We start from the raw sequence: 24,893 nt of genomic DNA on the forward strand, positions 1-24,893 counted from the left end.
GAAGGGGAGTAGCTCCCGACGTTGTCGCCGTCAATTCGAGCCTGCGGGCTCCGGTGCAACGGCAGCCGGTGCATCGGCTGCGAGCGAGACCTTCGCCGCTGTGGCGAAGGCACCCTCTGGACGACATTCGTCGTCTCCGTCCGGAACGCCTCCGCCACCGCGGCCCCGAGGTTCCCTGTTCACTGACGGAAAATTCCCAATGGAAACGATAGGCAACGTGTGGTTGTGGAGCGGTTTCGCGATCGTGGTGGTCGTGGCGCTGCTGGCGGACCTGGTGCTGATGCGCCACGGCGGTCCGCACAAGGTCACCTTCAAGGAAGCGCTGTGGTGGAGCATCGGCTGGATCGCGCTGGCGCTGGCATTCAACGCCGGCCTGTGGTGGTACCTGCGCGAGACCATCGACGTGGCCACCGGCAACCGCCTCGGCCTTGAGTTCCTGACCGGCTACCTGGTCGAGAAGTCGCTGGCGGTCGACAACATCTTCGTGTTCCTGATGATCATGAGCTACTTCGCGGTGCCGGAGGAGCAGCGCCAGCGCGTGCTGGTGATCGGCGTGCTCGGCGCGATCGTGCTGCGCGCGGTGATGATCTTCGCCGGCTCGGTGCTGCTGACCAAGTTCCACTGGCTGCTGTACGTGTTCGGCGCGTTCCTGCTGCTGACCGGCATCAAGATGTGGTTCTCGGCGGGCAAGGAGCCGGACCTGGAGGCCAACCCGGTGCTGCGCTTCATGCGCAAGCATCTGCGCCTGACCCCGCAGTACCACGGCAACGCGCTGAGCGTGACCCAGGAAGGCAAGCGCTGGTTCACTCCGCTGTTCGCGGTGCTGATGCTGATCGCGATCACCGACGTGATCTTCGCGGTGGACAGCATCCCGGCGATCTTCGCGATCACCACCGACCCGTTCATCGTGCTGACCTCCAACGTGTTCGCGGTGCTGGGCCTGCGCGCGATGTTCTTCCTGCTGGCGGGCATGGCCGACCGCTTCCACCTGCTGCCCTACGGCCTGGCGATCGTGCTGGTGTTCATCGGCACCAAGATGCTGATCATCGACCTGTACAAGATCCCGGTGCTGGTGTCGCTGCTGGCGGTGGCGGTGGTGATCGGCGCCACCGTGGTGCTGAGCCTGCTGCGCCCGGCCAAGCCGGCGCACTGACCCGGCACCTGTGCCGCGGCCGCGGATTGTCCCGCGGCCGCGGCCAGTCCCTCCCACCGGCGGCGCCTTGCCTTGGTGGCGGGGCGCCGCCATCCAGGGAACATGGACACCTCTTCGCTCCCCTCGCCCACGCCCGAGCCCGATGCGCAGGGCCGCTTCGACCGTGCGCGGATCCTGCGCGCGTTCAATGTCAGCCTGGCCTTCGTGGCGTTGCTGGTGGCGGTGTTCGCCAGCCAGGGCCTGTTCGATTGGCGGCCCTGGGCGGTCGCGCCGCACACGGCCGCCGGCCTGCTCGGCGTGCTCACCGCGCCGCTGTTGCATGGCTCGCTCGAGCATCTGGGGGCCAATGCCGGCGCCCTGCTGATCCTGGGCACCCTGGCCGGCAGCGTGTATCCGCGCGCCACCCTGGCCGGGCTGCCCTTGCTGTGGCTGGGCTCGGGCCTGGGCGCCTGGTGGCTCGGCGATCCCGGCAGCCATCACCTGGGCGCCAGCGGCGTCGCCCACGGCCTGCTGTTCCTGGTGTTCGTGCTGGCCTTGCTGCGTCGCGACCGCGCCGCGATCGCCGCCAGCATGATCGCCTTCCTGTTCTACGGCGGCATGCTGGTGACGGTGCTGCCGCACGAGGACGGGGTGTCCTGGCAATCGCACCTGGGCGGCGCGGTGGGCGGCGTGGTCGCCGCGCTGCTGCTGCGCCATCGCGATCCGCTGCCGCCACGCAAGCGCTACAGCTGGGAGGACGAGGAGGACACCGACGACCTCCTCGTCGCCGACGACGAACTGGAACCGCCGCCGCCGGCCCAGGTGCCGGTGCTGTGGCAGCCACCGCCGGCGCCGCCGCGCGGGGTCGTGCTGCGCTTCCCGCCGCGCGAGGAGCGTGACGGGGGCTGAGGCGGGAACGGTGCTTCCAGAAATACGCAAACCTGCTTCCGGAGGAGCGGGTTCAGCCGCGACGGGCCTTCCCGGTCACGCCCGTCGCGGCTGAAGCCGCTCCTCTCCGCAGTCGCGCGCCGCGGCATGCCGCCTCGGGCGACCCGTCACTGCATCGCACCGTACACTGACCGATCCGCCGTCGCTGTCCGAGTCCGCATGCCCGTGTCGCCCGCCTGTCGTGTCCGTTCCGTCGCCGTGGTGCTGGCGCTCGCCCTGGCCGCCTGCAGCGGCCCCGCGCTGCGTGCACCGGCGCCTGCGCCGGCCAAGGCGGTGGGCTATCTGCCGGCCGCGGCGGTGCCGGACAGCCTGCAGTTGCTGCCGGCGCCGCCGGCGGCCGACTCGCCGGGTGAGGCGTTGGACCTGGCGATCAACCGCGAGGCGCTGGCCCTGCGCGGCAGCGCGCGCTGGCAGCAGGCCGCACGCGATGCCGATCTGAGCTTCCCGAACGGCGCCGGCCAGTTCGCCTGCGCGCTGGGCGTGGCGATCGATGCGCAGCACACCCCGCATCTGTACACCTTGCTGGAGCGCAGCCGCATCGACGCCAGTGCCGCCACCAAGGCGGCCAAGCGCCGGTACCAGCGCGCGCGGCCGTTCCTGCGCAACGCGCAGGCGGTGTGCACCCCGGGCGATCTCGACGACCTGCGCCAGAGCGGCTCCTATCCCTCAGGACACAGCGCCATCGGCTGGGCCTGGGCGCTGATCCTGAGCGAGATCGCGCCCGAACGCGCCACTGCGCTGATCGCGCGCGGCCGCAACTACGGCGAGAGCCGGCTGGTGTGCAACGTGCACTGGCAGAGCGACGTGCTCGCCGGCCGCTTCATGGGCGCGGCCACGGTGGCGCGGCTGCACGACGATGCGGCCTTCCGCGCCGACCTGGCCGCGGCCCGCGGCGAGATCATCGCCGCGCGCGCGGCCGTGCGCGTGCCGGCCGGCGACTGCGCCGCGGAAGCCGGCGTCCTGCAGGTGCGGCCGGCCAGCGCGTTGTAAGGCGCAGCGTGCGGACCGGCTGCACCGCCCCCTGCCTTTGGGCAGATGCGAACGGTCCGGGACGGCAGGCTAGACTCGCGCGACTTCCCGCCAAGGACCTGCACCCATGAGCCAGTGGTATTTCCTGACCGGCAGCGAACAGACCCGCTCCGGCCCGTTCGACGATGCCGATGCGGTCGCCTTCGCCCGCAACAATCCCACGGCACTGGCCTGGAGCCAGGGCCAGAACGGCTGGCTGCCGGTGGCGCAGATCGCGGCCCTGCAGGGTGCCGCGACGTTCCTGCCGCCGGGCCTGCCGCCGCCGCCGGCCGCAGGCGGCCGCGCCGACGAGATCGACTTCCGCATCGTCGGCCACGAAATGCAGTTCGTGGAGATCGAGCTGGACCCCGGCGAGAGCGCGGTGGCCGAGGCCGGCGCCCTGATGTTCAAGGACGCGGCGGTGCAGATGGACACCGTGTTCGGCGACGGTTCCGGCGGCAACCAGGGCGGGCTGATGGGCAAGCTGCTGTCGGCCGGCAAGCGCCTGGTCACCGGCGAGAGCCTGTTCACCACGGTGTTCACCCACCAGGGCCAGGGCAAGGCCAAGGTCGCCTTCGCCGCGCCCTATCCCGGCACGGTGCTGGCAATGAAGCTGGACCAGCACGGCGGCCGCCTGATCTGCCAGAAGGACAGCTTCCTGGCCGGCGCACGCGGCGTGTCGCTGGGCATCCATTTCCAGCGCAAGATCATGACCGGCCTGTTCGGCGGCGAAGGTTTCATCATGCAGAAGCTGGAGGGCGACGGCTGGGTGTTCGTGCATGCCGGCGGCTGCGTGATCGAGCGCGAGCTGGCGGCCGGCGAGCGGCTGGACGTGGACACCGGCTGCGTGGTCGCCTTCCACGCCTCGGTGGACATGGACGTGCGCCCGGTCAGCGGCATCAAGAGCATGTTCTTCGGCGGCGAAGGCATGTTCCTGGCCACCCTCACCGGACCCGGCAAGGTCTGGCTGCAGTCGCTGCCGTTCTCGCGCCTGGCCGGACGCATGTTCGCCGCCGCGCCGCAGGGCGGCGGGCAGAACCGCGGCGAAGGCTCGGTGCTGGGCGGCTTCGGCCGCATCCTCGACGGCGACAACAACTTCTAAAGCGGCGCATTAGCCCCTCTCCCCCCGGGAGAGGGGTTGGGGTGAGGGTACGTGCGCGCAGCGCCTCGCAACATCAGGCGCACAAACCCCAGGCCTCAGAAACGCGCGCACACCCCACGCCATGACCTCCAGTCGTGGGCGGTGCAGGAGGATGCGGCTATCCTCGCGCCGGCTCCTCCCTTCTTCTTCCTTCCGCGACGCATCCATGACCGTGTTCCGCTCCCCGCGCCTGCTGCTGTCCCTGTCCCTGTTCGGCCTGCTTGCCGCCTGCGGCGGCGAACCCAAGCCGGCGCCGCCGGCCCCGGTGGTGAGCGGACCGGCATCGGTGCCCACGCCGGCCGCCCAGCCGCTGCGCATCGGCATCGCCCTGGGCGGCGGTGCGGCCAAGGGCTTCGCCCACATCGGCGTGATCAAGATGCTGCAGGCCAATGGCCTGGAGCCGACGGTGGTGTCCGGCACCAGCGCCGGCAGCGTGGTCGGCGCGCTGTACGCCAGCGGCATGGACGCGTTCCAGATGCAGCAGGCGGCGGTGGCGCTGGACGAGAGCAGCATCCGCGACATGCGCCTGTTCTCCGGCGGCCTGGTGCAGGGCCAGGCGCTGCAGGACTACGTCAACGCCCAGCTCAAGGGCAAGCCGATCGAGAAGCTGGCCAAGCCGTTCGCCGCGGTCGCCACCCGGCTGGAAGACGGCGAGCGCACCGTGTTCGTGCGCGGCAATGCCGGCCAGGCGGTGCGCGCGTCCAGCAGCATCCCCGGCGTGTTCGAGCCGGTGACCATCGGCAAGTTCCATTACGTGGACGGCGGCGTGGTCAGCCCGGTGCCGGTGGACGCGGCGCGCCAGCTCGGCGCCGATTTCGTCATCGCCGTGGACATCTCCAGCAAGGCCAGCGGCAAGAACCCGGGCAGCATGCTCGGCACCGTCAACCAGTCGATCGCGATCATGGGCCAGCGCCTGGGCCAGCAGGAACTGGGCCGCGCCGACATCGTGATCCGGCCCAAGGTCAACGACATCGGCGCGGCCGACTTCGCCCAGCGCAACGCCGCGATCCTGGAAGGCGAAAAGGCCGCGCTGGCAGCGATGCCGCAGATCAAGGCCAAGCTGGCGCAACTGCAGCAGCAGCGCGCGGCAGCGGCAGCCGCGGCGGCAAAGGCCGCGCAACCGGCGCCGCCGCCGTGCGAGCCGCAGTCGCGACTGGGCCGCCTGCTGCGCCGCGACGATCCCTGCAAGCCGAAAGACTGAGCATTCGCTCCCCTCTCCCGCCAGGAGAGGGGCCGGGGGTGAGGGTCCGACCGCCAGCACCAACTCCCGGCACACGCAGTCCCACACGCACCGCACCGCCGCTCAGCACCGCCACCGCAGGCGGAAACCATCAGCGCAACGCGCTCCGCCTACAGCTCCCCTCTCCCACCGGGAGAGGGGCTGGGGGTGAGGGTCCGACCGCTAGCGCAGTCTCCCTGCACAAGCGGCCACGCCATTACTGCGCCGTCGCTCAGTACCGCCAGCGCAGGGTAAAGCTGACGAACCGCGGCTCGCCGTAGTTCTGGTAATCCAGGTTGGCCCAGTACTTCTTGTTCAATGCATTGGTCACCGCCAGCGTCGCGGTCCACTGCGTGCTGAGCTGGTAGTTGGCATTGAAGTGCACCAGCGCGTACGGATCCTGCGCCACGGTGACCGGGCGCGTGGCGGCAGTGCCGTCGCCGAGCGGGCGCTGGATGTTGTAGCCGCGCACCGCGCTCTGCCAGCTCACGCCACCGCCCAGGCTCAGGCGCTGCCAGGCGCCGGGCAGGCGCACCTGGGTGGACAGCTGCAGGTAGTCCTCCGGCAGGTTGGCGTAGATCGCGTCGGTCGGCGCGCGGGTGACCTTGGCGTGGGTGTAGCCGGCATTGAGCGTCCAGCCCGGGCGCAGTTCGCCGTTGTATTCCAGTTCCCAGCCGCGGCTCTTGGTGCCATCGACGCCGATGTAGGCCGAGCTGCCGTCGGGCAGCGAGGCTTCCGGCTGGGTCATGTCGCGCACCGCGTAGTTGTCCTGCCTGGCCTCGAACACCGCCGCACTCAGCAGCGCGCGGCCGTCGGCCAGCTGCGCCTTGATGCCCGCTTCCAGGTTGGAGCCCTGCACCGGCGCCAGCAGGTTGTTGTCCTTGTCCTTGTAGTTCTGCGGATTGAAGATCTCGGTGTAGCTGGCGTAGGTGGAGATGGCCGGGGTGAGGTCGTAGACCAGGCCGACGTAGGGCGTGACCTCGTCGCTGACCCTGTAGCGGCCGCTGGTGCCGGTGTAGCTGCCGTCGGCGGCGAAGGCCTGGGTGCGGGTCTGCCAGGAACTCAGACGTGCGCCGGCAATCAGCGACAGCGGTTCGGCCAGGCGCAGCCGGGTGGAGGCGTATACGCCGCGCTGGGTGGTGCGTGCCTCGCGCCGCGCGCCGGTGCGCGTGGTGGTGATCTGGCCCACGTCGCCGTGCCAGTCGTAGACGTTGGGGATGTAGTAGCAGCGCTCGCGGCCGCAGGTGGTCCAGTCGCCCGGGTAGCGCAGCGCCAGGGTCGGCGTGGTCGACTGCAGGTCCTGCCAGCTGCCGCCGACCACCACGTCGTGGTCGCGGCCGAACAGGGGGAACGTGCCGGACAGGTACACGTCCAGGCCGTCGCGGGTGTCGGTGGCCTGCCCGGCGGCGGCGCGCAGGTAGATGCCGCTGCCGTCGCGCCTGGGATAGCCGCTGCCGTAGACGCGCAGGTTTTCGACCTCGCCCTCGGTGCGCGCCAGGTTGACCTTCAACAGCCAGTTGTCGCCGAAGCGCTGTTCCAGGTTGGCGAAGGTGGTATGGGTGTTGCGCTGCCAGCGCGCCCACTTCGGCGCCAGGTTGGTGGAGGTCGGCAGGTCGGCGAAGCTGCCGTCGGCGAAGAAGTACGGCACCGTGCCCCAGGTCGAGCCGACCGGGTCGTTGTCCTGGCGCTGGTAGCCGACGGTGACCGTGGTGGTGTCGGTCAGGTCGCCTTCCAGCACCGCCATGCCCGACATCTTCTGCTCGGTGTAGTGGTCGTAGTAGCCGCCGCGGTCCTGCCAGGCAGCGACGAAACGGCTGCGGAAGCGGCCGTCGGTGCTCAGCGGCGCGGTGACGTCGGCCTGGGTGCGGCGGAAGTCCCAGGTGCCGAGCGAGGCCGCGAACGACGCATCGAAGCTCTTGCCGGGGCGCTTGCGCAGCAGGTTGACCGTGGCCGAGGGAATGCCGGCGCCGCTGAGCAGGCCGTTGGCGCCGCGGATCACCTCGACGCGGTCGTAGAAGACCATGTCGTATTCCTGGTTGGTGGAGCCGCTGTAGGTGGGCAGGCCGTCGACCTGGAAGTCGGTGATCTGGAAGCCGCGCGCGAAGTACAGCGGGCGCTGGGTGTCGTAGAAGGACACGTTGACGCCGGTGACGTTGCGCATGACGTCGTTGACGCTGAACAGCGATTCCTCTTCCAGCCGCTGCTGGCCCAGCACGCTCACCGACTGCGGCGTCTCCTGCAGCGTCAGCGGCAGGCGGGTGGTGGTGGACGGCTGCGCACGGCTCGGGCTGCCGCTGACCTCGACCTTGTCCAGCGTGGTCGGCTGCACGTCGGCCGCGGCCTCGGCGGCGAACAACGGTGCCGAGGCGGCGGAGAGCGCGGACAGCACGGCGAGGGACAACAGACGGCGTGGAGCGGAGGAAAGCATGGATCGATCTCGCGGGGTGGGGCGCGGCGGCGACACCGTCGCGCCGCGGTGGAGGAAAGGGGCAGGCGCAGCCACGCTCCACGGCGGGAATCGACGTGGCTGGCCCGGCAGGGCTGGCGGAGGGGCTGTGGCCGTGGATGGCCGTCGCAGAACGCAAATGTAAATCGTTAGCAACAACTTAACAAGGGCGGCCACGCGCCGACACGCTGCGACACATCCGCAGCGTTCCCGCTAGCCGCGCGGCAACGGCAGGCCGGCGAAGTCCTTGACCGTGCGCAGCACGAAGCTGGAATTGACGTCGGCGACGCCGGCGGCGTTGAGCAACTTGTCCAGTAGAAACGCGGAGAAATGCGCCAGATCGCGGACGTAGACGTGCAGCAGGTAGTCCATGTCGCCGGTCAGCGCATGGCAGGCGACCACCTCGTCCCAGCCCTGCACGCTGTCGGCGAAATGGGCGATGCCACTCTGGCCGTGCTTCTCCAGCTGCACGCGCACGAAGGCCTGCAGGCCCAGGCCGATCGCCGCCGGCACCAGCCGCGCGGCGTAGCCGGCGACCACGCCCTCCGCTTCCAGCCGCTGCACCCGGCGCAGGCAGGCCGAGGGCGACAGGTTCACCTGCGCGGCCAGCTCGGCATTGCTGGCGCGGCCTTCCCGCTGCAGCAGGGCGAGCAGGCGCAGGTCGGTGCGGTCGAAAGTCGGCGATCCGGTCATTTATTGCTCTGCAACATTGCTTATACGCAATAATCTTGCGCGCAGCGCGCCGATCCGTGCAACTTCGCAAGCCCATTGCGCGTCCGCGCGCCTACCATCGTGGCTATTCCTTTCCGGAGCGTCGACCATGGACACCGCACCGCGCCGCGTCGAACACCAGCAGACCGACAAGGGCTACGTGCCGGTCTACACCACGGCCGTGGTGACCCAGCCGTGGGACAGCTACAGCGCCGACGACCACGCCACCTGGGGCACGCTGTACACGCGCCAGCGCGAGCTGCTGGTCGGCCGCGCCTGCGCCGAGTTCCTGCAGGCGCAGGACGCGATGGGCATGAGTTCGCAGGCGATCCCGCGCTTCGACGAGCTCAACGCGGTGCTGCAGGCGACCACCGGCTGGACCCTGGTCGGCGTGGAAGGGTTGCTGCCGGAGCTGGACTTCTTCGACCACCTGGCCAACCGCCGCTTCCCGGTGACCTGGTGGATCCGCCGTCCCGAACAGATCGACTACATCGCCGAGCCGGACCTGTTCCACGACCTGTTCGGCCACGTGCCGCTGCTGATGAACCCGCTGTTCGCCGACTACATGCAGGCCTACGGGCGCGGCGGCGTCAAGGCGCACGCGATCGGTCCGGACGCGCTGCAGAACCTGACCCGGCTGTACTGGTACACGGTGGAGTTCGGCCTGATCGACACCCCCGACGGCCTGCGCATCTACGGCGCCGGCATCGTCTCGTCGAAGGGCGAATCGCTGTATTCGCTGGAGTCGGACGCGCCCAACCGCATCGGTTTCGACCTGCAGCGGATCATGCGCACCCGCTACCGCATCGACACCTACCAGAAGACCTACTTCGTCATCGACAGCTTCGAGCAGCTGATGCAGGCGACCTCGCCGGATTTCACCCCGATCTATGCGGCACTGGCCGACCAGGCGCATCTGCCGGCTGGCCAGGTGCAGGCGCAGGACCGCGTGTTCCATGCCGGCAGCGGCGAAGGCTGGGCGGACGGCGGCGACGTGTGAGGTGCGCACGACGGCCGCGCGGGGCGTGCCCGCACGCGACCGTCGCCTGGCCGCGCTGCGCGCTCAGTCGTCGCCCATGACGGCGACGCCGGTGACGCTGGCCGGCTTCAGGTTGCAGCCGTTCAAGTAGTTGTAGAGGGCGCTGTCGCCGACCTCTCTGCCACGGACCGGCGGCGTGGTCAGCTTGAACGGCCCCTGCGGACCCGCGGGCAGCGGAGTGCCGACGACGCTACGCGCCGGCACGCAGCCGAGGATGTAGTTGCGCATGGTCGCGACGGTGGGCCGGCCACCGGGATTCTGGAACTCGAACTCGAGATCCCAGTTGCTGTTGGCCAGCGCCGAGGCGGCGCAGCAGAACAGGCAGGCGGCGGTGAGGAACGAAAGGCGTTTGCTGGCGTGCATGGCAGTCTCCCAGGTGGATGTCGCAGCGCGCGAAGTGGCTGCGTCCGCAAGGCTCGCCCCGCGCGCCGGTCTCCGCACTCGGCAACCGCCTGAGATCGCGTCGCGCGCATGCCGATCGCGGACTGCAGAGCGCAACGCAAAAGCCCCTCTCCCACCGGGAGAGGGCTTGGGGTGAGGGTCCGGGCGCCACGCGCGCGCCGAACACAACGCAGGTGCCGATGACATGCCGCGGATCCGAACGGCAACGCCGTCAGCGCGGATACACCAGCAACAGCACCAGCGGCTCGTCGCCCACCTGCTGCAACGCGTGGGCGCTGCCGGCACGGGTCAGCAAGGCATGGCCGGCGCGCACGTCGTACTGGGTTCCGTCCAGCACGTAACTGCCGCGTCCGCTGACGATGTAATAGATCTCGTCCTTGTGCTGCGGATGCAGGCCGATGCCGGCGCCCTTGTGCAACACGCGCTTGCGCAACACGAATGGCAGGTCCTGCACGTCGGCGAAGAACGGATACGCCGTGGTCGGCCCTGCGCCGCCATGCGGGCCGGGCTGTTCGCGGGCCAGCGCGTCTTCGTGCAGCACCTGCGATTGCGCCGATGTATTTGCGCCATGCGCAACATGGAACGCATCGCAGTCGAGATCGCGCACCAGCGCCGGGCGCAACGCGGGCAACACCTGCACCGCATCGCGCAGCACCAGGCAGACCAGGGCGTTGGCGCCGGCGATGCTGAAGCGGCTGTCGGTGGCAGTGTCCTGTTCGGGAGCGAACAGGTAAGGACGCGCGCCCTGCTCGCCCAGCGCACGCAGCCAGGCACGGCTGCTGGCATCGAGGTCGATCAGCGCGACCTGCTGCGTGCTCGCCAGCCGTCGCAATGCCTGGGCGGACGGCAGTTGCGTGTCCAGCGGCGCACCGTCCTCGAATCGCGGGCGCGCCACCGGCGTGATCAGCACCGGGGTGGCGCCACGTTCGTGCGCCAGCGCCACGGCCCGGGCTAGCGTCTGCTGCGGATCGTCATCGCGGCCAGGGGCTGTGTGCCTGGCGTCGTCGTCGCCGAACTGGATCAGCAACACGTCGCCACGGCGCAGCTCCCTGACGATCGCCCGCAGCCGACCATCGGCGATCGCGCTGCGCGCGCCGGGTCCGTGCTTGGCGTCGTTGCGCACCTGCCACGCGTTCGGGTCCAAGTAGCTCTGCAAGGCCTGGCCCCAGCCAGCTTGCGGCGCACGGTCGGGGCCGTACTCGGCGGCCACGGCATCGCCGACGACGAACACGCGCTGCGGTTCGGCGCAGGCGGCGTCGGCGAAGAGCAGCAGCAGGACAAACAGGAGCAGGCGCATTGGGAAACTCCGCTGCGCGGGGTCTGCGTGGTGCCCGCGCCGGTCGGCGGGAACAGGCCGGGCAGACCGGGAGGCGTGGTGCGCGTTGGTCGATCCTTCGGCCCTCGCCCCAACCCCTCTCCCGCGGGAGAGGGGCGCGAGCGGCGCACCGTGCGATCAGGCCGCGGCGGCGGCGGCCTTGCCCAGCACGCCGGCGACGAAGGCGCGCAGGTCGGCGTCCTTGGCGTTGTCGAAGAAGCACTGCTGGAAGCGCGGGCCGCCCACGGCCTGCTTGACCAGTTCCGGATCCAGCGCGCGCAGGCCGTCCAGGTAGGACTTGGCCAGGGCCTGCTTGACCTGGGTCAGGATGCCGGCGTTGGCCTGCTGCGATTCGCGGCGCTCGGCCGGGTAGCCCATGCCGCGCTCGCCGCTGAAGGCCTTCTCGAAGATGTAGCGCACGTTGATCTCCGCGCCCCAGCCGTAGCCCTTGGCGAAGGCCAGCGCCAGCGCGTTGCCGTTGTTGACCTGGGCGAACAGGTAGGCGTCGGTCGGCTCGATGCAGTAGCCGCAGAACACGCCCGGGTGCGCGTTGAGCGACATCATCGCGCCCTGCCCGGTGCCGCAGCCGGCGACCACGAAGTCCACCGCGCCGGCATTGAGCAGCAGGCCGGCGCAGATGCCCAGGTGGATGTAGGTCAGGCGGTGGTCGGCGTCGCCGTCCATGCCGACGTTGAACACGCTGTGGCCCTGTGCGGCGGCGACGTCGTTGAGCTGCTGCAGGATCACCGGGTTCTTGGCGGCCTGGCTGAACTCGTTCATTAGGGCGATTTTCATGGGGGGTCCTTTGCGTGGGGGATTGGTTGGTGGGGGCAGGTTGGGCGGAACATGGGTCGGCGGCTGACGTACCCTCATCCGCCCTGACGGGCACCTTCCCCCAAAAAGGGGGCCGAGGTCCCGAAGGGAGAAAGGACGGCAGTTAGCGGGCGAGCCAGCCGCCGTCGACCGGGATCACGGTGCCGTTGACGTAGTCCGAGGCGCTGCTGGCCAGGAACACCGCGGTGCCGCCCAGGTCTTCCGGCACGCCCCAGCGGCCGGCCGGGATGCGGTCCAGGATCGCCTGGTTGCGCGCGGCGTCGGCGCGCAGCTGCGCGGTGTTGTCGGTGGCCATGTAGCCGGGGGCGATGGCGTTGATGTTGACGCCCTTGGCGCCCCACTCGTTGGCCAGCAGGCGGGTGATGCCGGCGATGCCGGACTTGCTGGCGGTGTAGGACGGCACGCGGATTCCGCCCTGGAACGACAGCATCGAGGCGATGTTGATGATCTTGCCGCTGCCCTGGGCGATGAAGTGGCGGCCGGCGGCCTGGCACATGAAGAACGCGGACTTGATGTTGACGTTCATGACGTCGTCCCAGTCCTGCTCGCTGAAGTCCACCGCATCGGCACGGCGGATCAGCCCGGCGTTGTTGACCAGGATGTCGAGACGGCCGAGCCCGGCCAGGGTCTCGTCGAGGATGCGCTGCACCGGCTCGATGCTGATCAGGTTGGCCTCGATGGCGACGAAGCGGCGGCCCAGCGCGGTGACCTTGGCCTCGGTCTCGGTGGGCGCGGCGATGCCGGCGGCGGCGATGTCGGCGCCGGCCTGCGCCAGCGCCACGGCGATGCCTTGGCCGAGGCCGGTGTTGGCGCCGGTGACCAGGGCGACCTTGCCTTCGAGACTGAACGGGTGGGTCATTGCGTGGACTCCTTGAGGGAATGCGGACGACGGGAATGGGAGCGGCGCGCGGGACGGCGGCCTACTTGAGCTGGCAGATGTCCAGCACGTGCATGTCGGTGTAGTCGAGGTTCTCGCCGCCCATCGCCCAGATGAAGGCGTAGTTGGCGGTGCCGGCGCCCATGTGGATCGACCACGGCGGCGACACCACGGCCTCGTTGTTCTGCACCACGATGTGGCGCTGCGCGTCCGGCTCGCCCATGAAGTGGTAGACGCGGTCGTTGGCGCCGAGATCGAAGTAGAAATAGACCTCGCTGCGGCGGTCGTGCAGGTGCGGCGGCATGGTGTTCCAGACGCTGCCCGGCTTGAGCACGGTCAGGCCCAGCAGCAGCTGCGAGGACTGGCAGGTGGCCGGCACGATGTACTGGTAGATGGTGCGTTCGTTGCTGGTCTCCAGCGCGCCGCGGTCCAGCGCCACCGCCTCGGCGATCGACAGGCGCTTGGTGGCGAAGCGCGCGTGCGCCGGCGTGGAGGCCAGATAGAACTGCGCCGGGTTGGCCGCGTCGTCGGAGGCGAACACCACCTCGGCGCTGCCCATCGCCACGTACAGGCCGTCCTTCGGGCCCAGCGGATATGCGGTGCCGTCGACGGTGACGGTGCCGCTGCCGGCGCCGACGTTGATCACGCCCAGCTCGCGCCGCTCCAGGAACGGGTGGCCCGCGGCCGAGGCCGGTTCGGTCTGCGCCGGCAGCGTCAGCGCCCGCGTGCGCGGGGCGGCGCCGCCGAGCACGAAGCGCTCGTAGTGGGTGTACTTCAGGGTCAGCGCGTCGTCCACGAACAGGCCATCGAGCAGGTACAGGTCGCGCAGCTGGTCGTTGCTGGCGCCCTTGATCGCGTCGGGATGGGTCGCGTAGTGGGTCTTGCAGTACAGGGACATGGGGCGCTCCAAGGCAGGCGACGGCGTGTGTCAGCCCGCCACGGAGGACAGTCTAGCGGGTCTGGTAAACCGGTGTCATTCCGCAGTGCACGAACAGCCGGGATTGGGGAGTGGGGATTCGGGATGTGAGCGCTGCGGCGCTCGCCAATGGCGTGCTAGCCGGGCGGCAGCGGCTCGCCGACGTCGATGCGGTTGCCGTCGGGGTCGGCGAAGACGAAGCAGCGCAGGCCGAAGTCGGCATCGCGGATCGCCTTGATGATGCGCACGCCCTGCGCCTGCAGGCCGTCGTACAGGGCCGCGGCGTCGTCGACGATCAGGTGGGCGACGTTGCTGGTGCTGCCGCGGTGGTCGGGACGCAGGGTCAGGTGCAGTTCGGCGGCGTCCTTCTTCAGGATCACGAAACCGACGGGATTGCCGTTCTGGAACACGCTGCGGAAGCCCAGGCGCTCGGTGTAGAAGGCGACGGCGCGGGCGATCTCGGCGACGGGCACGGTCGGCGCCAGGCGGCCGAAACGGACCGCGACGGGGGCGGGGATGGGGGACGACATGGCGAAGGCTCCTCGCAGGAAGGCCGCGCGGTCCGCCCGGGCGGTGCCGGAACGGAGCGGGCCTTCGATGGGCGGAGCGGTGTCCGCACGGTCGGCGGCAGTGTAGACCGTTTGCGGCGAGTCGGGAGGCGGTGGGGGGACACGTGCCCCGGCCGACATGTGGGTGCGACGCATGGATGGCGTTGAAACGCGCACGCCCCGCGGTCAGCAGGCGCTTCACTGCTGCCTGGGAACGGCTCCCGGTCTGCCGGGAATCGTTCGCCGCGGCAGTTCGGTTCGTGCGCGTCGGGGCTGAAGCCGCTCCCACAGGAATGCACTCGGCCTCCCTGTGGGAGGGACTTCAGTCCCGACGACGGAGGCTGTCAGTCGGCTTTCGGCTTCGCTTGTCGCCTCTGCACGACCGTCAACTCCCCATAAAGCGCCTGACACCCGCATTGCAGGTCGCTGACGCCGCTCCCGCAGCGGCGGATGCGCGTGAGCCCGAGCCAGGCGAACTGCCGGGGCGCGAATCACGCATCTCGCTGTGTCTTCGCGAGCGCCTGGCAGGCCGCAAGCCTCCGTCTGCCGCCGCGTGCGGCGGCGCGTCTCGGGCGCGCGGCAGCTCGCCGCGCCGCCGCGCTCAGTCTTCCGGCGGCTGGCAGGAGTCGCGCACGATCAGGTGCGGGCGCACGCTGGCCACCGCCAGCGACGGCGTGCCCTCGGGCTGGATCAGCATCGCCGCGGCGGTGCGGCCGGTGTCGCGGGTATGCCGGCGCACCGAGGTCAGCGAGGGCCACAGTCGCGAGGCCAGCGGGCTGTCGTCGTAGCCGATGATCGACAGCTGGCGCGGGATGTTGATGTTGGCGCGCAGCGCGACCTTGTACACGCCGGCGGCCATTTCGTCGTTGCCGGTGAAGATCGCACTGGGGCGCTGCTTGCCCAGCAGCAGCTTCTCCGCCGCGGCCACGCCCGATTCGAAGGTGTAGCCGGCCTCGACGATGCGCGCCGGCGGCAGTTCGATGCCGCGCCGGGTCAGCGCGTCGATGAAGCCGGCGGTGCGCTCGTGCGCGGAGCGGTAGGCGCTGGGGCCGGTGATCAGGGCGATGTCGCGGTGGCCCAGCGACAACAAGTAGTCGGCGGCCTCGGCGGCGCCGTCGCGGTCGTGGGTGACCACCATCTGCGAGGTGTCGTCCAGCGGCAGCGAGGCGATGCGGGTGTAGCGCACGCCGATGCCGGCGAGCATGTCCGCCAGCGCCTGGTCCTCGGAGGCGCGCGGCACCAGGATCACCCCGTGCAGCTTCTGCTGCTGCACGAAGCGGCGCACGCCCTCGATGTAGCCGGGACTGCGGCTGTCGCAGGGATGCACCACCAGCTCGAAGCTGGAGCCGCGCAGTGCGTCCAGCGCGCCGTACTGCATGTCCACGATGTACTGCGCGGTGGGGTTGTCGTAGACCATGCCGATCAGGAACGAGCGACGGAACGCCAGCCCGCGCGCCAGCGGGTCCGGCGCGTAGCCGACCTCGCGCATCAGCGCCTCGACCTTCTCGCGGGTGTCTTTGCGCACCAGCGGCGAGTTGTTGATGATCCGCGACACGGTCTTCTTCGACACCCCGGACAGGCGCGCGATGTCGTTGATCGTCGCGGCCTTGCCGTGGGCGGAAGCGGGAGCATCGACGGAACGGGGCTTGTTCGGCGCCATGGACGGAAAACCGGGCGAAAGAAAGGGGATTCTACTGGGTGTCATGTTCGCTCCAGCGCACGGTCACGGAAGCGGTGTAAGGCGCACCACCCCGGTGACCGGCCGCGGCGCTGCCAAGGCCGGCAGCGGCGATCGGCGCGAACGGCCCGCGGTCACCCGCCTGACGCGAGCCGGCGCCGCCGGGCCGGCTCAGGCGCGCAGCGCGCGCGGCAGCCACAGCGACAGCTCCGGGAAGAACGCCACGATCAGCAGCACGCACAGCGCCGCCAGCCAGAACGGCCAGATGGTGCGCATGCTCTGGGCCACGGTGATCTGCCCGATCGAGGTGCCGATGAACAGCACCGAGCCCACCGGCGGGGTGATCAGGCCGATGCCGCCGGCCAGCACCATCACCAGGCCGAAATGGATCGGGTCGATGCCGTAGGCCTTGGCTACCGGCAGGAAGATCGGCGTGCAGATCAGGATCTTCGGCGCCAGGTCCATGAACATGCCCAGCAGCAGCAGCATCACCACGATCATCAGCAGCACCGTGTGCTGGCTGTGGGCGATGGACTGCAGGAAGCGCACCGCCGCCGCCGGCACCTGCAGGTAGGCCAGCAGCCAGCCGAACACCGCCGCGGTGGCGATCACGAACAGGATCACCCCGGTGGTGCGCGCGGCATGCGTCACCGCACCGAAGAACTCCGCCCAGCGCAGCTGCCGGTACAGCAGCGCGGTGACCAGCAACGCGTACACCACCGCGATCGCCGCGCTCTCCACCGCGGTGAAGATGCCGGCACGGATGCCGACGAAGATCAGCGCGACCAGTCCCAGGCCCGGCAGCGCGCCGACCAGACGCAGCGCCACCGCGCGCCAGCCCGGGAACGCCTCGGTGCCGTAGCCGCGCGAGCGCGCCACCGCGTAGCCGGTGAGCATCATCGCCGCGGTCATCAACAGCGCCGGGACGATGCCGGCGGCGAACAGGTCGGCGATCGACAGGCCGCCACCGGCCGCGGCCGAGAACAGGATCAGGTTGTGCGAGGGCGGCACCAGCAGCGCGACCAGCGCGGCGGTCATGCTGACGTTGACCGCGTAGTCGCGGTCGTAGCCGCGGTTGATCATCTGCGGAATCATCGTGCCGCCGACCGCCGAGACGTCGGCGATGGCCGAGCCGGACACGCCGCCGAAGAACAGCGAGGACAGCACGCTGACCTGGCCCAGGCCGCCACGCATGCGCCCGACCAGCGAGGACGCCAGCGCGATCAGGCGGTCGGAGATGCCACCGCGCAGCATCAGTTCGCCGGCGAAGATGAACAGCGGGATCGCGATCAGCGACGCCGAGCCGCTGCCGGCGGAGATCTGCTGCACCAGCACCACCGCCGGCAGGTCCAGATACAGCAGCGTGGCCAGCGCGGCCGTGCCCAGCGCATACGCCACCGGCACGCCGATCAGCAGCAGCACCACGAACAATCCCAACAGGATGGCGATGGCCATGCTCAGTTCCTCCCCATGGTGGCGCCCGGGCGCAGCACCCGCCAGGCCTGGTACAGCGCGAACACGCTCATCAGCGCGCCGCCGATCGACAGCGGCAGGTAGTTGATGCTCTGCGGCATCTGCGCGCCGGCCATCTTGATGTCCAGCCCGTCCAGCAGCAGCACCGCGCCCCACCACGCGATCACCGCACCGATGGCGGCCACCAGCAGCGGGCGCACCAGGTCGATGACGCGGCGCAGGCTGGCGTGCAGCGTCTCGGCCAGCAGGAAGAAGCCGAAGTGGCGGCGTGTGTGCACGCCGGCGGCGGCCCCCAGGCTCATCGCCGTGCTCAGCAGCAGCAGCGTCACCGGCTCGGTCCAGCTCGGCGAGTCGTTGAGCACGTAGCGGGTGAACACCTGCCAGCCCTGCACCACCACCAGCCCGAGCAGGGCGGCGGCGGCGGTGCCGATGGCGAGGTTGGCGATCCGGTCCAGCAGCCGCTGCAGCGGCGGCACCGGGAGGGCGGGGGCGTGGTCGGTCATCGGCATGGGCTCAGGCGAAATCGCGAATGCGGCGGTAGAGGGCTTCGATCTCCGGCTGCTGCCGGTACTCGGCCAGCAGCGGCGCGGCGGCCTTGCGGAAGGCCGGCATGTCCACCTCGTTGATGGCCACGCCGTAGTCGATCACCTGCTGTCGCGCCTGCGCCTCGGAGGCATCCCACAGCCGGCGCATCACCGTCACCGACTGCCGCGCCGTCTCCAGCACCAGCGCGCGCTGGTCCGGCGTCAGCGTCTCGAAGCTGCGCCGGGACATCACCAGCACGTCCGGCGCGTACGAGTGATCGCTCTGCGACCAGTAGTGGGCGGCCTCGAAGTGGCGGCTGGACTGGAAGCTGCGCATGTTGTTCTCGGCGCCGTCGATCATGTGCGTTTCCATGGCCGAGAAGGTCTCGCCCAGCGACATCGGCGTGGGGTTGGCGCCGAGCATGCGCATCAGCTTGAGGAAGATGTCCGAGTTCGCCACGCGCAGCTTGAGCCCGTGCAGGTCCTTGGGCTGCCGCAGCGGATGCTTGGTGTTGTAGAAGCAGCGCGCGCCGGAGTCGTAGATCGCCAGCCCGACCAGGTCGCGCTGTTCGAAGCTGCGCAGGATGCTGTCGCCGACGTGGCCGTCGATCGCGCGGCGCAGGTGCGCCACCGAGTCGAACACGTACGGCAGGCACAGCGCCTGGGTCAGCGGGAAGGCGTTGTTCAGCGCGCCGGAATACACGCGGGTGATGTCGATGGCGCCGAAGCGCGCCATGTCGATCGCCTCCGCCTCGCGACCGAGCTGGCCGGAGTGATACTCGCGCAGGCGCAGGCGGCCGCCGGTCTTCTGCTCCAGGATCTGCCCGAACCAGCGCACCGCCTCCACGGTGGGGTAGTCGGCCACGTGCACGTCGGTGGCGGTGAGCAGGCGCGTACCGCTACCGCCGGCCTGCGCCAGCGCACCCAGCGGCACGCCGGCCGCGGCCGCCGCGGTCAGGCCCGCGCCCAGGAATCGTCTACGAGTGATCATGCTGCGCCCTCCCGCGCGTCATTGCCGTCGCCAGCCTAGGCCGCGACCGCCTTGCAGTGAAGTTCGCCGTAGCCGTCGAAGCGGATCGTCGCCTGCTGGCCGATGGCGATGTCGTGGATACCGGTGGCGTTGCCGGTGGCGATCAGCTCGCCGCGGCGCAGCGGCCGGCCACGCCTGGCCGAGCGCGCCAGCGCGAACGCGAACGCCGCACGCAGGCCGCCCGGCAACAGCGTGGCGCCGCCGGTGCCCACGCACTGACCCTCGATCCAGGTCTCGGCGCGCAGCGCGGTCTCGTCCAGCGCGGTCCAGTCCGGCACCTGCGGCCCCAGCAGCAGGCCGTTGTTGTTGCCGAAATCGGAGATCACCACGCGCGGCCCCAGCTGGTTGATCGTGGCCAGCGGGCTGCTCGCCACCTCGACGCCGACGAACAGCGTCGCCGGCACCTGCGCGGCCTGCTGTGGAGTCCAGTGCAACTGGTCGGCCGGCACGTCCGCGTCCAGGCGCAGTACGTACTCGGCCTCGACCGCGCCGAAGCCGCCGTCGAACACCGGGATGTCCGTTGTTCCACCGGTAGCATTCCACAGCGCAGTCGCGAAGATCGGGCCCAGCAGGCGCTCGTCCCCGGAGTGGTCGCGACGCTCAGCGGCGATGTAGCCGACCTTCCAGCCGACCACGCGGTCCGGCCATTGCGCGATCGCCAGATCCTGCACGCGATAGGCGGTCTCCAGATCGTCGGGGATGACACCGGGGAAATCGGGCAACGAGCGGCCCTGGCGACGGGCCTGGACGAAGCGGGCCGCGATGTCGGCCAACGCGGGCGGTGGCGTCTGCGACGGGCCGGAAGGAAGGCTCAAGGGCATCTCCGCAAGGAATGTGGGGGATCGGAATTGCTGCGCCGCGCATCGACAGCGCGTTGCGCCGTTGTATATGGTAAACCGGTGTCATTGGCAATGTGCGGTGCGGCAAAAGGCCGGGAATCGGGAATCGGGAATCGGGAATCGGGAATCGGGAATCGGGAATCGGGAATCGGGAATCGGGAATCGGGAATCGGGAATCGGGAATCGGGAATCGGGAATCGGCAAAGGCAAAGGCAAAGGCAAAGGCAAAGGCAACAGCAACAGCAACAGCAACAGCGATACAGCGCCATGCGTTGGCGCAGGCGGCGCGCACACTGGGGCCATCGTGCCCTCGGCCACGCGCCGCTGGTTTCTTCCATCCACGACGAGATCTCGATGATGTCGGCCCGACTCCTCGCCACCCGCCTACGTCCCGCCGAACCACTGTCCCCATCCTGCGGCAGGCGCCGGCCCCGCTCCGGCATCGCCCTGCTGGCGGCGCTGTGCCTGTTGCTGGGCGCCCTCGGCCCGACGGCAGCGGCCGAGCGGCCGACCAGCGAGAGCGCCGCCGAGGCGGCGGCGCGGCTGCCGCTGTGGCCCGGTCCGGCGCCGGGGTCGACGGCCGGCTCCGAGCACGCGCGCCTGGTCGAGCGCAGCGACGACCCGGCCCTGCCCGATCGCGCGCTCAGCGGCCGTTACCAGCCCTACATGGTGGTGTACCGGCCGAAGCACCCGAACGGCAGCGCGCTGCTGGTGGCGCCGGGCGGCGGCTATGCGCGCGTGGTGCTGGACAAGGAAGGCACGGCATTGGTATCGATCTTCGCCGAACAAGCCGGCATCACCCTGTTCGTGCTGCGTTACCGGCTGCCCGATGCGGCCGCCGACGGCGCCATGGCGCGCGACCAGCCACTGGCCGATGCGCAGCGCGCGCTGCGCCTGATCCGCGCGCATGCCGCCGACTACGGCGTGGATCCGCAGCGCATCGGCGCGATCGGCTTCTCCGCCGGCGGCCACGTCGCCGCCAGCCTCGGCACCCGCTACGACGACGTGGTGTATCCGGCGCGCGATGCGATCGACCGGGTCAGCGCGCGGCCGGATTTCCTGTTGCTGCTGTACCCGGTCATCGACATGGGTAGCGGCACCGCGGCGCACACCGGCTCGCGGCTGCGGCTGCTGGGCCGCCATCCGGACGCGGCGACCATGGCCGCCTACTCGCTGCAGAACCGGGTGCATGCCGGCATGCCGCCGACCTTCCTGGTGCACGCGCAGGACGATCCGGTAGTGCCGGAAGAGAACAGCCTGCTGTTCTACCAGGCGCTGCGCCAGGCCGGGGTGCCGGCCGAGCTGCACCTGTTCGCGCACGGCGGCCATGGCTTCGGCACCCGCGGCATCGCCGGCCTGCCGCTGGCGGCATGGCCGCAGCTGGCGCTGGGCTGGATGCGCAGCGTGCAGGACGATCCCCGCGCCCGCGCGCCGATCCCGCCACCGGCGGGCACGCCGTGAGCCCGTCCGTGAGCGACCTCTCCACCACGCGGCGGCGCCCGCCTCGCCCGGTCCACGCACGCCGCCGGACCGCCGGCCGTCGCAAACACGGCCACGCCGCCACACCTCTCGCGTCCCCGATCGCCTAGCCAGGACACCGTCCACGCATGACCGCCCGCCCTCGCTTGCCTGCCCCGCTCCTCACCGTGCCCGACGCGGCCGCACCCGACGACCATGGCCGCCGCCGCTTTCTGCGCGACGGCGCGCTCGGCGCGCTGGCCTTGAGCGGCGCGCTGCCCGGTCTGGCGCCGGCCTCGGTGCCGACGCCGGCGTCGCCGCTGGCGCGCACCCGCAGCGGCCGCATCCGTGGCGTGCGCGAGCAGGGCGTGAGCGTGTTCAAGGGCATTCCCTACGGCGCCGACACCGCGCCGCGGCGCTTTCAGCCGGCGCTGCAGGAACGGCCCTGGCACGGTGTGCGCGACTGCGGCGCCTATGGTGCGTCGGCGCCGCAGCGCGGGTCCGAGCCGGTCAGCGAGGACTGCCTGTTCCTCAACGTCTGGACTCCGGGCCTGCGCGACGGTGCGAAGCGTCCGATCCTGTTCTACATCCACGGCGGCGCCTACAACAACGGCTCCGGCAGCGACCCGCTGTACGACGGCGTGCGCCTGTGCCAGCGCGGCGACGTGGTGGTGATCAGCGTCAATCATCGCCTCAACGCCTTCGGCTATCTGTACCTGGCGCCGTTCGGAGGCGACGCCTATGCCGCCTCCGGCAACGTCGGCCAGCTCGACCTGGTGCAGGCGCTGCAGTGGGTGCGTGCGCACGCGGCCGAGTTCGGCGGCGATGCCGGCAACGTCACCGTGTTCGGCCAGTCCGGCGGCGGCGCCAAGATCGCCACGCTGATGGCGATGCCGGCCGCGCAGGGCCTGTTCCACCGCGCCTGGACCATGAGCGGGCAACAGGTCACCGCCGCCGGGCCGCGGGCCGCCGGCCAGCGCGCGCAGTTGCTGCTGCAAGCCCTGCAGTTGGGGCCAGCGCAACTGGACGCGCTGCGCACGCTGCCGCTGCAGCACGTGCTCGAGGCCACGCGCATCCGCGATCCATCGCGCGCGGAAGACACCGCGCTGTACCTGGGCCCGGTGCTGGATGCGCAAGTGCTGCACCGGCATCCGTTCTGGCCGGACGCGCCGCCGCAGTCGGCGCGCATCCCGATGGTGATCGGCAACACCCACGACGAGACCCGCGCCTTCCTCGGCCACGATCCGGCCAACTTCGCGCTGACCTGGGACGCGCTGCCGGACAAGCTGGCGCAGGAGCAGTACGTGGACCTGTCGCCGCAGGTGGTGATCGCCGAGTACCGACGGCTGTATCCGCACTACACACCGAGCGAGGTGTTCTTCGCCGCCACCACCGCCGGCCGCTCCTGGCGTGGCGCGGTCGAGGAAGCCGAGGCGCGCGCGCGGCAGGGCGCACCGACCTGGGTCTACCAACTGGACTGGGGTTCGCCACTGGACGGCGGCAAGTTCGGCGCCTTCCACACCCTGGACATCCCGCTGGTGTTCGACAACATCCGCCAGCCCGGGTCGCGCACCGGCGATGGCGCCGACGCGCAACGCATGGCCGATGCGATGAGCGCAGCGTTGCTGGCCTTCGCCCGCCACGGCGATCCCAACCACGCCGGCCTGCCACGCTGGGCACCGTACTCGCTGGCCCAGCGCGAAACCCTGCTGTTCGACACCGACAGCCGCCTGGCGCACGACCCGCGCGGCGGCGAGCGCCAGCTCTACGCGCAGGTGCCGTTCGTGCAGCGGGGGACGTTCTGAGACGGTGCCACGATCGCCGCGCGCGGCGCGCGTGGCCGTGACGAAACACCCGTGCGCGCCTGTCGAAAGCAGAGGCGCGCTTCACTGGTCGGTTGGTGTGCTGCGTCGGGACTGAAGTTCCTCCCACAGTGGCGGCGGCTGCGGCGGCGTCGGTCGCGAGGGCTGGTACGCCGGATCACCGCGCTACCAACCGGTGTCCTCGGCCAGCACCACGCGGTTGCCGACGGCGCGCGCGGCGTCCAGCAGCGCCTCGGCGCGCTGCATCAGCGTGGCCGGCGTGTCCTCCGGCGTGGCCAGCAGCGCACCGACGCTGACCGTCAGCGCCTGCGCGTCCGCCGTATCCGGCGCGATCGCCATCACCTCGACCATGTCGCGCAGCGCCGGCGCCACCTGGCGCAGGTGCGCGCCGCTGGCGTCGTACAGCACCAGCGCGAAGCGGTCGGCGCCGATGCGCATGGCCACGTCCAGCGGCCGCAGCAGACATTGCATGGCCTCGGCCACCTCCAGCACCGCGCGGTCGGCGGCCCCGGCGCCGCTGCGCTGGTTCAGCGCGGCGAAGCCGTCGAGTTGGACCAGGATCAGCGCCAGCCCGCGCTGCAGGCGCCCGCGCTCGGCCAGCGCCACCGCCAGGTGTTCGTCGAAGCGGCGGCGGTCGCCCAGGCCGGTGAGCGCGTCGCGCAAGGCCTCGTCGTCGCGTACCCGCCGCTGCAGGAAGCCTTCGCGGCGCGAGTGTTCGCGCAGGTAGCCGCCGGCCGCGCCGACCGGCACCGCGGTCCACAGCAGCCACTGCAGGCGCAGGTAGGCATCGTGCGCCGCGCCCTCAAGCAGCAGATGGCCGGCCACGGCGCTGATCGCGCACAGCAGCAGCGCCACCACCACGCTCTGCCACAACGCCATGCCCAACGGGAAGAAGCCGGCCACGATCACCAGGGTCATCACCGCCGCCGCATAGCGCAGTTCCTGCGGCGGGTAGCCGATGCTCGACAGCACCAGCCCGGTGCCGCCGACCAGCAGCAACAGCGCGGCATGGCCGGGGCCGTGCGTGTCGGCGCGATGGATCGCCGCCGCCACCCACAGCAACGCCAGCAGGGTCGCCACGCGCACCGCCACCGCATAGCCGAGCAGGCCGCCGCCGCGCCAGCCGAAATGCACCGCGTCCCAGCCCAGCAGCAGCAGCGCGATCAACACGCCCAGCGAGGCCGCCACTCGCTGCGCGAAGCCCAGCGTGGCGGCGGTGTAGTGGCGGTACGCCCGTTCCAGCGGAGGATCGAAACGCAGCGCGGCGAATCCCTTGCGCAATTGCGCCGCGTAGGCCTCGCCCGGCGGTGCGTCGTGTGGCTCCTGGTAACGCTCGTGCATGCAGTCCCCTGTCGACGGCAACGCGGCGCGAAGTGCGGATCAGGTCACATCAGATCGTGTCACCCGATTCGGTTTCGCGCGGACGCTGCGGTGCCCACGTCGAGACCATGAAAAAGCACCGGCGCGTGATTGTCCACTTTTGGGACGATCGGTTGCGTGACAGCAGCGCCCTGCCGCGCCGCCTTGGCACG

22 protein-coding genes are annotated in these 24,893 nt (G+C 70.6%); 8 read left to right on the plus strand and 14 right to left on the minus strand.

Annotated features, from left to right (window positions below):
* Positions 1-199 precede the first annotated feature (199 nt).
* The 5 genes from ACHWVH_RS07190 to ACHWVH_RS07210 all read left to right on the plus strand — a co-directional run bounded on the left by ACHWVH_RS07190 (position 200) and on the right by ACHWVH_RS07210 (position 5,430).
* On the plus strand, positions 200-1,153 hold the full coding sequence (locus tag ACHWVH_RS07190; RefSeq protein ID WP_017913055.1) for a TerC family protein: 954 nt from the start codon (positions 200-202) through the stop codon (positions 1,151-1,153).
* 102 nt (positions 1,154-1,255) lie between these two features.
* Complete coding sequence (locus tag ACHWVH_RS07195; protein WP_394686902.1) at positions 1,256-2,041, plus strand: rhomboid family intramembrane serine protease; 786 nt, start codon at positions 1,256-1,258, stop codon at positions 2,039-2,041.
* A gap of 198 nt (positions 2,042-2,239) precedes the next feature.
* Positions 2,240-3,070, plus strand: coding sequence for a phosphatase PAP2 family protein (locus tag ACHWVH_RS07200; protein ID WP_394686903.1), 831 nt, complete (start codon positions 2,240-2,242; stop codon positions 3,068-3,070).
* 106 nt (positions 3,071-3,176) lie between these two features.
* A complete protein-coding gene (locus ACHWVH_RS07205) occupies positions 3,177-4,190 on the plus strand; it encodes a TIGR00266 family protein (RefSeq protein ID WP_295923499.1) in 1,014 nt (337 codons plus the stop codon).
* Between the two features lie 205 nt (positions 4,191-4,395).
* Positions 4,396-5,430, plus strand: coding sequence for a patatin-like phospholipase family protein (locus ACHWVH_RS07210; protein ID WP_295923496.1), 1,035 nt, complete (start codon positions 4,396-4,398; stop codon positions 5,428-5,430).
* A gap of 250 nt (positions 5,431-5,680) precedes the next feature.
* On the opposite strand, the gene ACHWVH_RS07215 is transcribed toward ACHWVH_RS07210, so the two are convergent.
* Both ACHWVH_RS07215 and ACHWVH_RS07220 read right to left on the minus strand, forming a co-directional pair.
* A complete protein-coding gene (locus ACHWVH_RS07215; RefSeq protein WP_394686904.1) occupies positions 5,681-7,876 on the minus strand; it encodes a TonB-dependent siderophore receptor in 2,196 nt (731 codons plus the stop codon).
* A gap of 231 nt (positions 7,877-8,107) precedes the next feature.
* Positions 8,108-8,587 (minus strand): Lrp/AsnC family transcriptional regulator, encoded by a 480-nt coding sequence (locus tag ACHWVH_RS07220; RefSeq protein WP_010343045.1) that lies wholly within the window; start codon positions 8,585-8,587, stop codon positions 8,108-8,110.
* Positions 8,588-8,714: 127 nt separating this feature from the next.
* Between ACHWVH_RS07220 and phhA the strand changes: the two genes are divergently transcribed.
* Positions 8,715-9,605, plus strand: a complete 891-nt coding sequence (gene phhA / locus ACHWVH_RS07225; RefSeq protein WP_267084917.1) for a phenylalanine 4-monooxygenase — start codon at positions 8,715-8,717, stop codon at positions 9,603-9,605.
* A 63-nt stretch (positions 9,606-9,668) separates the two neighbouring features.
* On the opposite strand, the gene ACHWVH_RS07230 is transcribed toward phhA, so the two are convergent.
* The 11 genes from ACHWVH_RS07230 to ACHWVH_RS07280 all read right to left on the minus strand — a co-directional run bounded on the left by ACHWVH_RS07230 (position 9,669) and on the right by ACHWVH_RS07280 (position 20,056).
* Entirely contained in the window at positions 9,669-10,007 is a 339-nt protein-coding gene (locus tag ACHWVH_RS07230; RefSeq protein ID WP_394686905.1) for a hypothetical protein, read from the minus strand.
* A gap of 250 nt (positions 10,008-10,257) precedes the next feature.
* Entirely contained in the window at positions 10,258-11,343 is a 1,086-nt protein-coding gene (locus ACHWVH_RS07235) for a cupin domain-containing protein (protein WP_394686906.1), read from the minus strand.
* A 156-nt stretch (positions 11,344-11,499) separates the two neighbouring features.
* Positions 11,500-12,156, minus strand: coding sequence for an RpiB/LacA/LacB family sugar-phosphate isomerase (locus ACHWVH_RS07240; protein ID WP_394686907.1), 657 nt, complete (start codon positions 12,154-12,156; stop codon positions 11,500-11,502).
* Positions 12,157-12,298: 142 nt separating this feature from the next.
* Complete coding sequence (gene kduD, locus ACHWVH_RS07245) at positions 12,299-13,054, minus strand: 2-dehydro-3-deoxy-D-gluconate 5-dehydrogenase KduD (RefSeq protein ID WP_010343054.1); 756 nt, start codon at positions 13,052-13,054, stop codon at positions 12,299-12,301.
* 61 nt (positions 13,055-13,115) lie between these two features.
* Positions 13,116-13,970: a 5-dehydro-4-deoxy-D-glucuronate isomerase gene (gene kduI, locus ACHWVH_RS07250; RefSeq protein ID WP_394686908.1), complete on the minus strand. Its 855-nt coding sequence runs from the start codon at positions 13,968-13,970 to the stop codon at positions 13,116-13,118.
* A gap of 155 nt (positions 13,971-14,125) precedes the next feature.
* On the minus strand, positions 14,126-14,518 hold the full coding sequence (locus ACHWVH_RS07255; RefSeq protein ID WP_394686909.1) for a VOC family protein: 393 nt from the start codon (positions 14,516-14,518) through the stop codon (positions 14,126-14,128).
* A 619-nt stretch (positions 14,519-15,137) separates the two neighbouring features.
* Positions 15,138-16,196 carry a LacI family DNA-binding transcriptional regulator gene (locus ACHWVH_RS07260; RefSeq protein WP_017907811.1) on the minus strand — a complete coding sequence of 353 codons (1,059 nt, stop codon included), beginning with the start codon at positions 16,194-16,196 and terminating at the stop codon, positions 15,138-15,140.
* Positions 16,197-16,385: 189 nt separating this feature from the next.
* Complete coding sequence (locus ACHWVH_RS07265; protein ID WP_267084914.1) at positions 16,386-17,669, minus strand: TRAP transporter large permease; 1,284 nt, start codon at positions 17,667-17,669, stop codon at positions 16,386-16,388.
* A 2-nt stretch (positions 17,670-17,671) separates the two neighbouring features.
* Positions 17,672-18,190, minus strand: a complete 519-nt coding sequence (locus tag ACHWVH_RS07270; protein ID WP_191091443.1) for a TRAP transporter small permease — start codon at positions 18,188-18,190, stop codon at positions 17,672-17,674.
* A gap of 10 nt (positions 18,191-18,200) precedes the next feature.
* A complete protein-coding gene (locus ACHWVH_RS07275) occupies positions 18,201-19,202 on the minus strand; it encodes a TRAP transporter substrate-binding protein (protein ID WP_017914540.1) in 1,002 nt (333 codons plus the stop codon).
* Between the two features lie 35 nt (positions 19,203-19,237).
* Entirely contained in the window at positions 19,238-20,056 is an 819-nt protein-coding gene (locus ACHWVH_RS07280; protein ID WP_267095243.1) for a 2-keto-4-pentenoate hydratase, read from the minus strand.
* A gap of 381 nt (positions 20,057-20,437) precedes the next feature.
* On the opposite strand from ACHWVH_RS07280, the gene ACHWVH_RS07285 reads away from it, so the two are divergent.
* Entirely contained in the window at positions 20,438-21,541 is a 1,104-nt protein-coding gene (locus ACHWVH_RS07285; protein ID WP_295932318.1) for an alpha/beta hydrolase, read from the plus strand.
* Positions 21,542-21,687: 146 nt separating this feature from the next.
* Positions 21,688-23,343, plus strand: a complete 1,656-nt coding sequence (locus tag ACHWVH_RS07290; protein ID WP_394686910.1) for a carboxylesterase/lipase family protein — start codon at positions 21,688-21,690, stop codon at positions 23,341-23,343.
* 183 nt (positions 23,344-23,526) lie between these two features.
* On the opposite strand, the gene ACHWVH_RS07295 is transcribed toward ACHWVH_RS07290, so the two are convergent.
* Positions 23,527-24,702: a GGDEF domain-containing protein gene (locus tag ACHWVH_RS07295; RefSeq protein ID WP_267095245.1), complete on the minus strand. Its 1,176-nt coding sequence runs from the start codon at positions 24,700-24,702 to the stop codon at positions 23,527-23,529.
* Positions 24,703-24,893: the final 191 nt, after the last annotated feature.

It is taken from the genome of uncultured Xanthomonas sp., from assembly GCF_964278005.1.
In the GTDB taxonomy this organism is placed as follows: Bacteria; Pseudomonadota; Gammaproteobacteria; order Xanthomonadales; family Xanthomonadaceae; genus Xanthomonas_A; species Xanthomonas_A sontii.

What these genes read in the sequence shown, in the direction of transcription:
- ACHWVH_RS07190 (WP_017913055.1), top strand. Translation starts at nt 200, where the DNA reads ATGGAAACGATAGGCAACGTGTGGTTGTGGAGCGGTTTCGCGATCGTG.
- ACHWVH_RS07195 (WP_394686902.1), top strand. Translation starts at nt 1,256, where the DNA reads ATGGACACCTCTTCGCTCCCCTCGCCCACGCCCGAGCCCGATGCGCAG.
- ACHWVH_RS07200 (WP_394686903.1), top strand. Translation starts at nt 2,240, where the DNA reads ATGCCCGTGTCGCCCGCCTGTCGTGTCCGTTCCGTCGCCGTGGTGCTG.
- ACHWVH_RS07205 (WP_295923499.1), top strand. Translation starts at nt 3,177, where the DNA reads ATGAGCCAGTGGTATTTCCTGACCGGCAGCGAACAGACCCGCTCCGGC.
- ACHWVH_RS07210 (WP_295923496.1), top strand. Translation starts at nt 4,396, where the DNA reads ATGACCGTGTTCCGCTCCCCGCGCCTGCTGCTGTCCCTGTCCCTGTTC.
- ACHWVH_RS07215 (WP_394686904.1), bottom strand. Translation starts at nt 7,876, where the DNA reads ATGCTTTCCTCCGCTCCACGCCGTCTGTTGTCCCTCGCCGTGCTGTCC.
- ACHWVH_RS07220 (WP_010343045.1), bottom strand. Translation starts at nt 8,587, where the DNA reads ATGACCGGATCGCCGACTTTCGACCGCACCGACCTGCGCCTGCTCGCC.
- phhA (WP_267084917.1), top strand. Translation starts at nt 8,715, where the DNA reads ATGGACACCGCACCGCGCCGCGTCGAACACCAGCAGACCGACAAGGGC.
- ACHWVH_RS07230 (WP_394686905.1), bottom strand. Translation starts at nt 10,007, where the DNA reads ATGCACGCCAGCAAACGCCTTTCGTTCCTCACCGCCGCCTGCCTGTTC.
- ACHWVH_RS07235 (WP_394686906.1), bottom strand. Translation starts at nt 11,343, where the DNA reads ATGCGCCTGCTCCTGTTTGTCCTGCTGCTGCTCTTCGCCGACGCCGCC.
- ACHWVH_RS07240 (WP_394686907.1), bottom strand. Translation starts at nt 12,156, where the DNA reads ATGAAAATCGCCCTAATGAACGAGTTCAGCCAGGCCGCCAAGAACCCG.
- kduD (WP_010343054.1), bottom strand. Translation starts at nt 13,054, where the DNA reads ATGACCCACCCGTTCAGTCTCGAAGGCAAGGTCGCCCTGGTCACCGGC.
- kduI (WP_394686908.1), bottom strand. Translation starts at nt 13,970, where the DNA reads ATGTCCCTGTACTGCAAGACCCACTACGCGACCCATCCCGACGCGATC.
- ACHWVH_RS07255 (WP_394686909.1), bottom strand. Translation starts at nt 14,518, where the DNA reads ATGTCGTCCCCCATCCCCGCCCCCGTCGCGGTCCGTTTCGGCCGCCTG.
- ACHWVH_RS07260 (WP_017907811.1), bottom strand. Translation starts at nt 16,196, where the DNA reads ATGGCGCCGAACAAGCCCCGTTCCGTCGATGCTCCCGCTTCCGCCCAC.
- ACHWVH_RS07265 (WP_267084914.1), bottom strand. Translation starts at nt 17,669, where the DNA reads ATGGCCATCGCCATCCTGTTGGGATTGTTCGTGGTGCTGCTGCTGATC.
- ACHWVH_RS07270 (WP_191091443.1), bottom strand. Translation starts at nt 18,190, where the DNA reads ATGACCGACCACGCCCCCGCCCTCCCGGTGCCGCCGCTGCAGCGGCTG.
- ACHWVH_RS07275 (WP_017914540.1), bottom strand. Translation starts at nt 19,202, where the DNA reads ATGATCACTCGTAGACGATTCCTGGGCGCGGGCCTGACCGCGGCGGCC.
- ACHWVH_RS07285 (WP_295932318.1), top strand. Translation starts at nt 20,438, where the DNA reads ATGTCGGCCCGACTCCTCGCCACCCGCCTACGTCCCGCCGAACCACTG.
- ACHWVH_RS07290 (WP_394686910.1), top strand. Translation starts at nt 21,688, where the DNA reads ATGACCGCCCGCCCTCGCTTGCCTGCCCCGCTCCTCACCGTGCCCGAC.
- ACHWVH_RS07295 (WP_267095245.1), bottom strand. Translation starts at nt 24,702, where the DNA reads ATGCACGAGCGTTACCAGGAGCCACACGACGCACCGCCGGGCGAGGCC.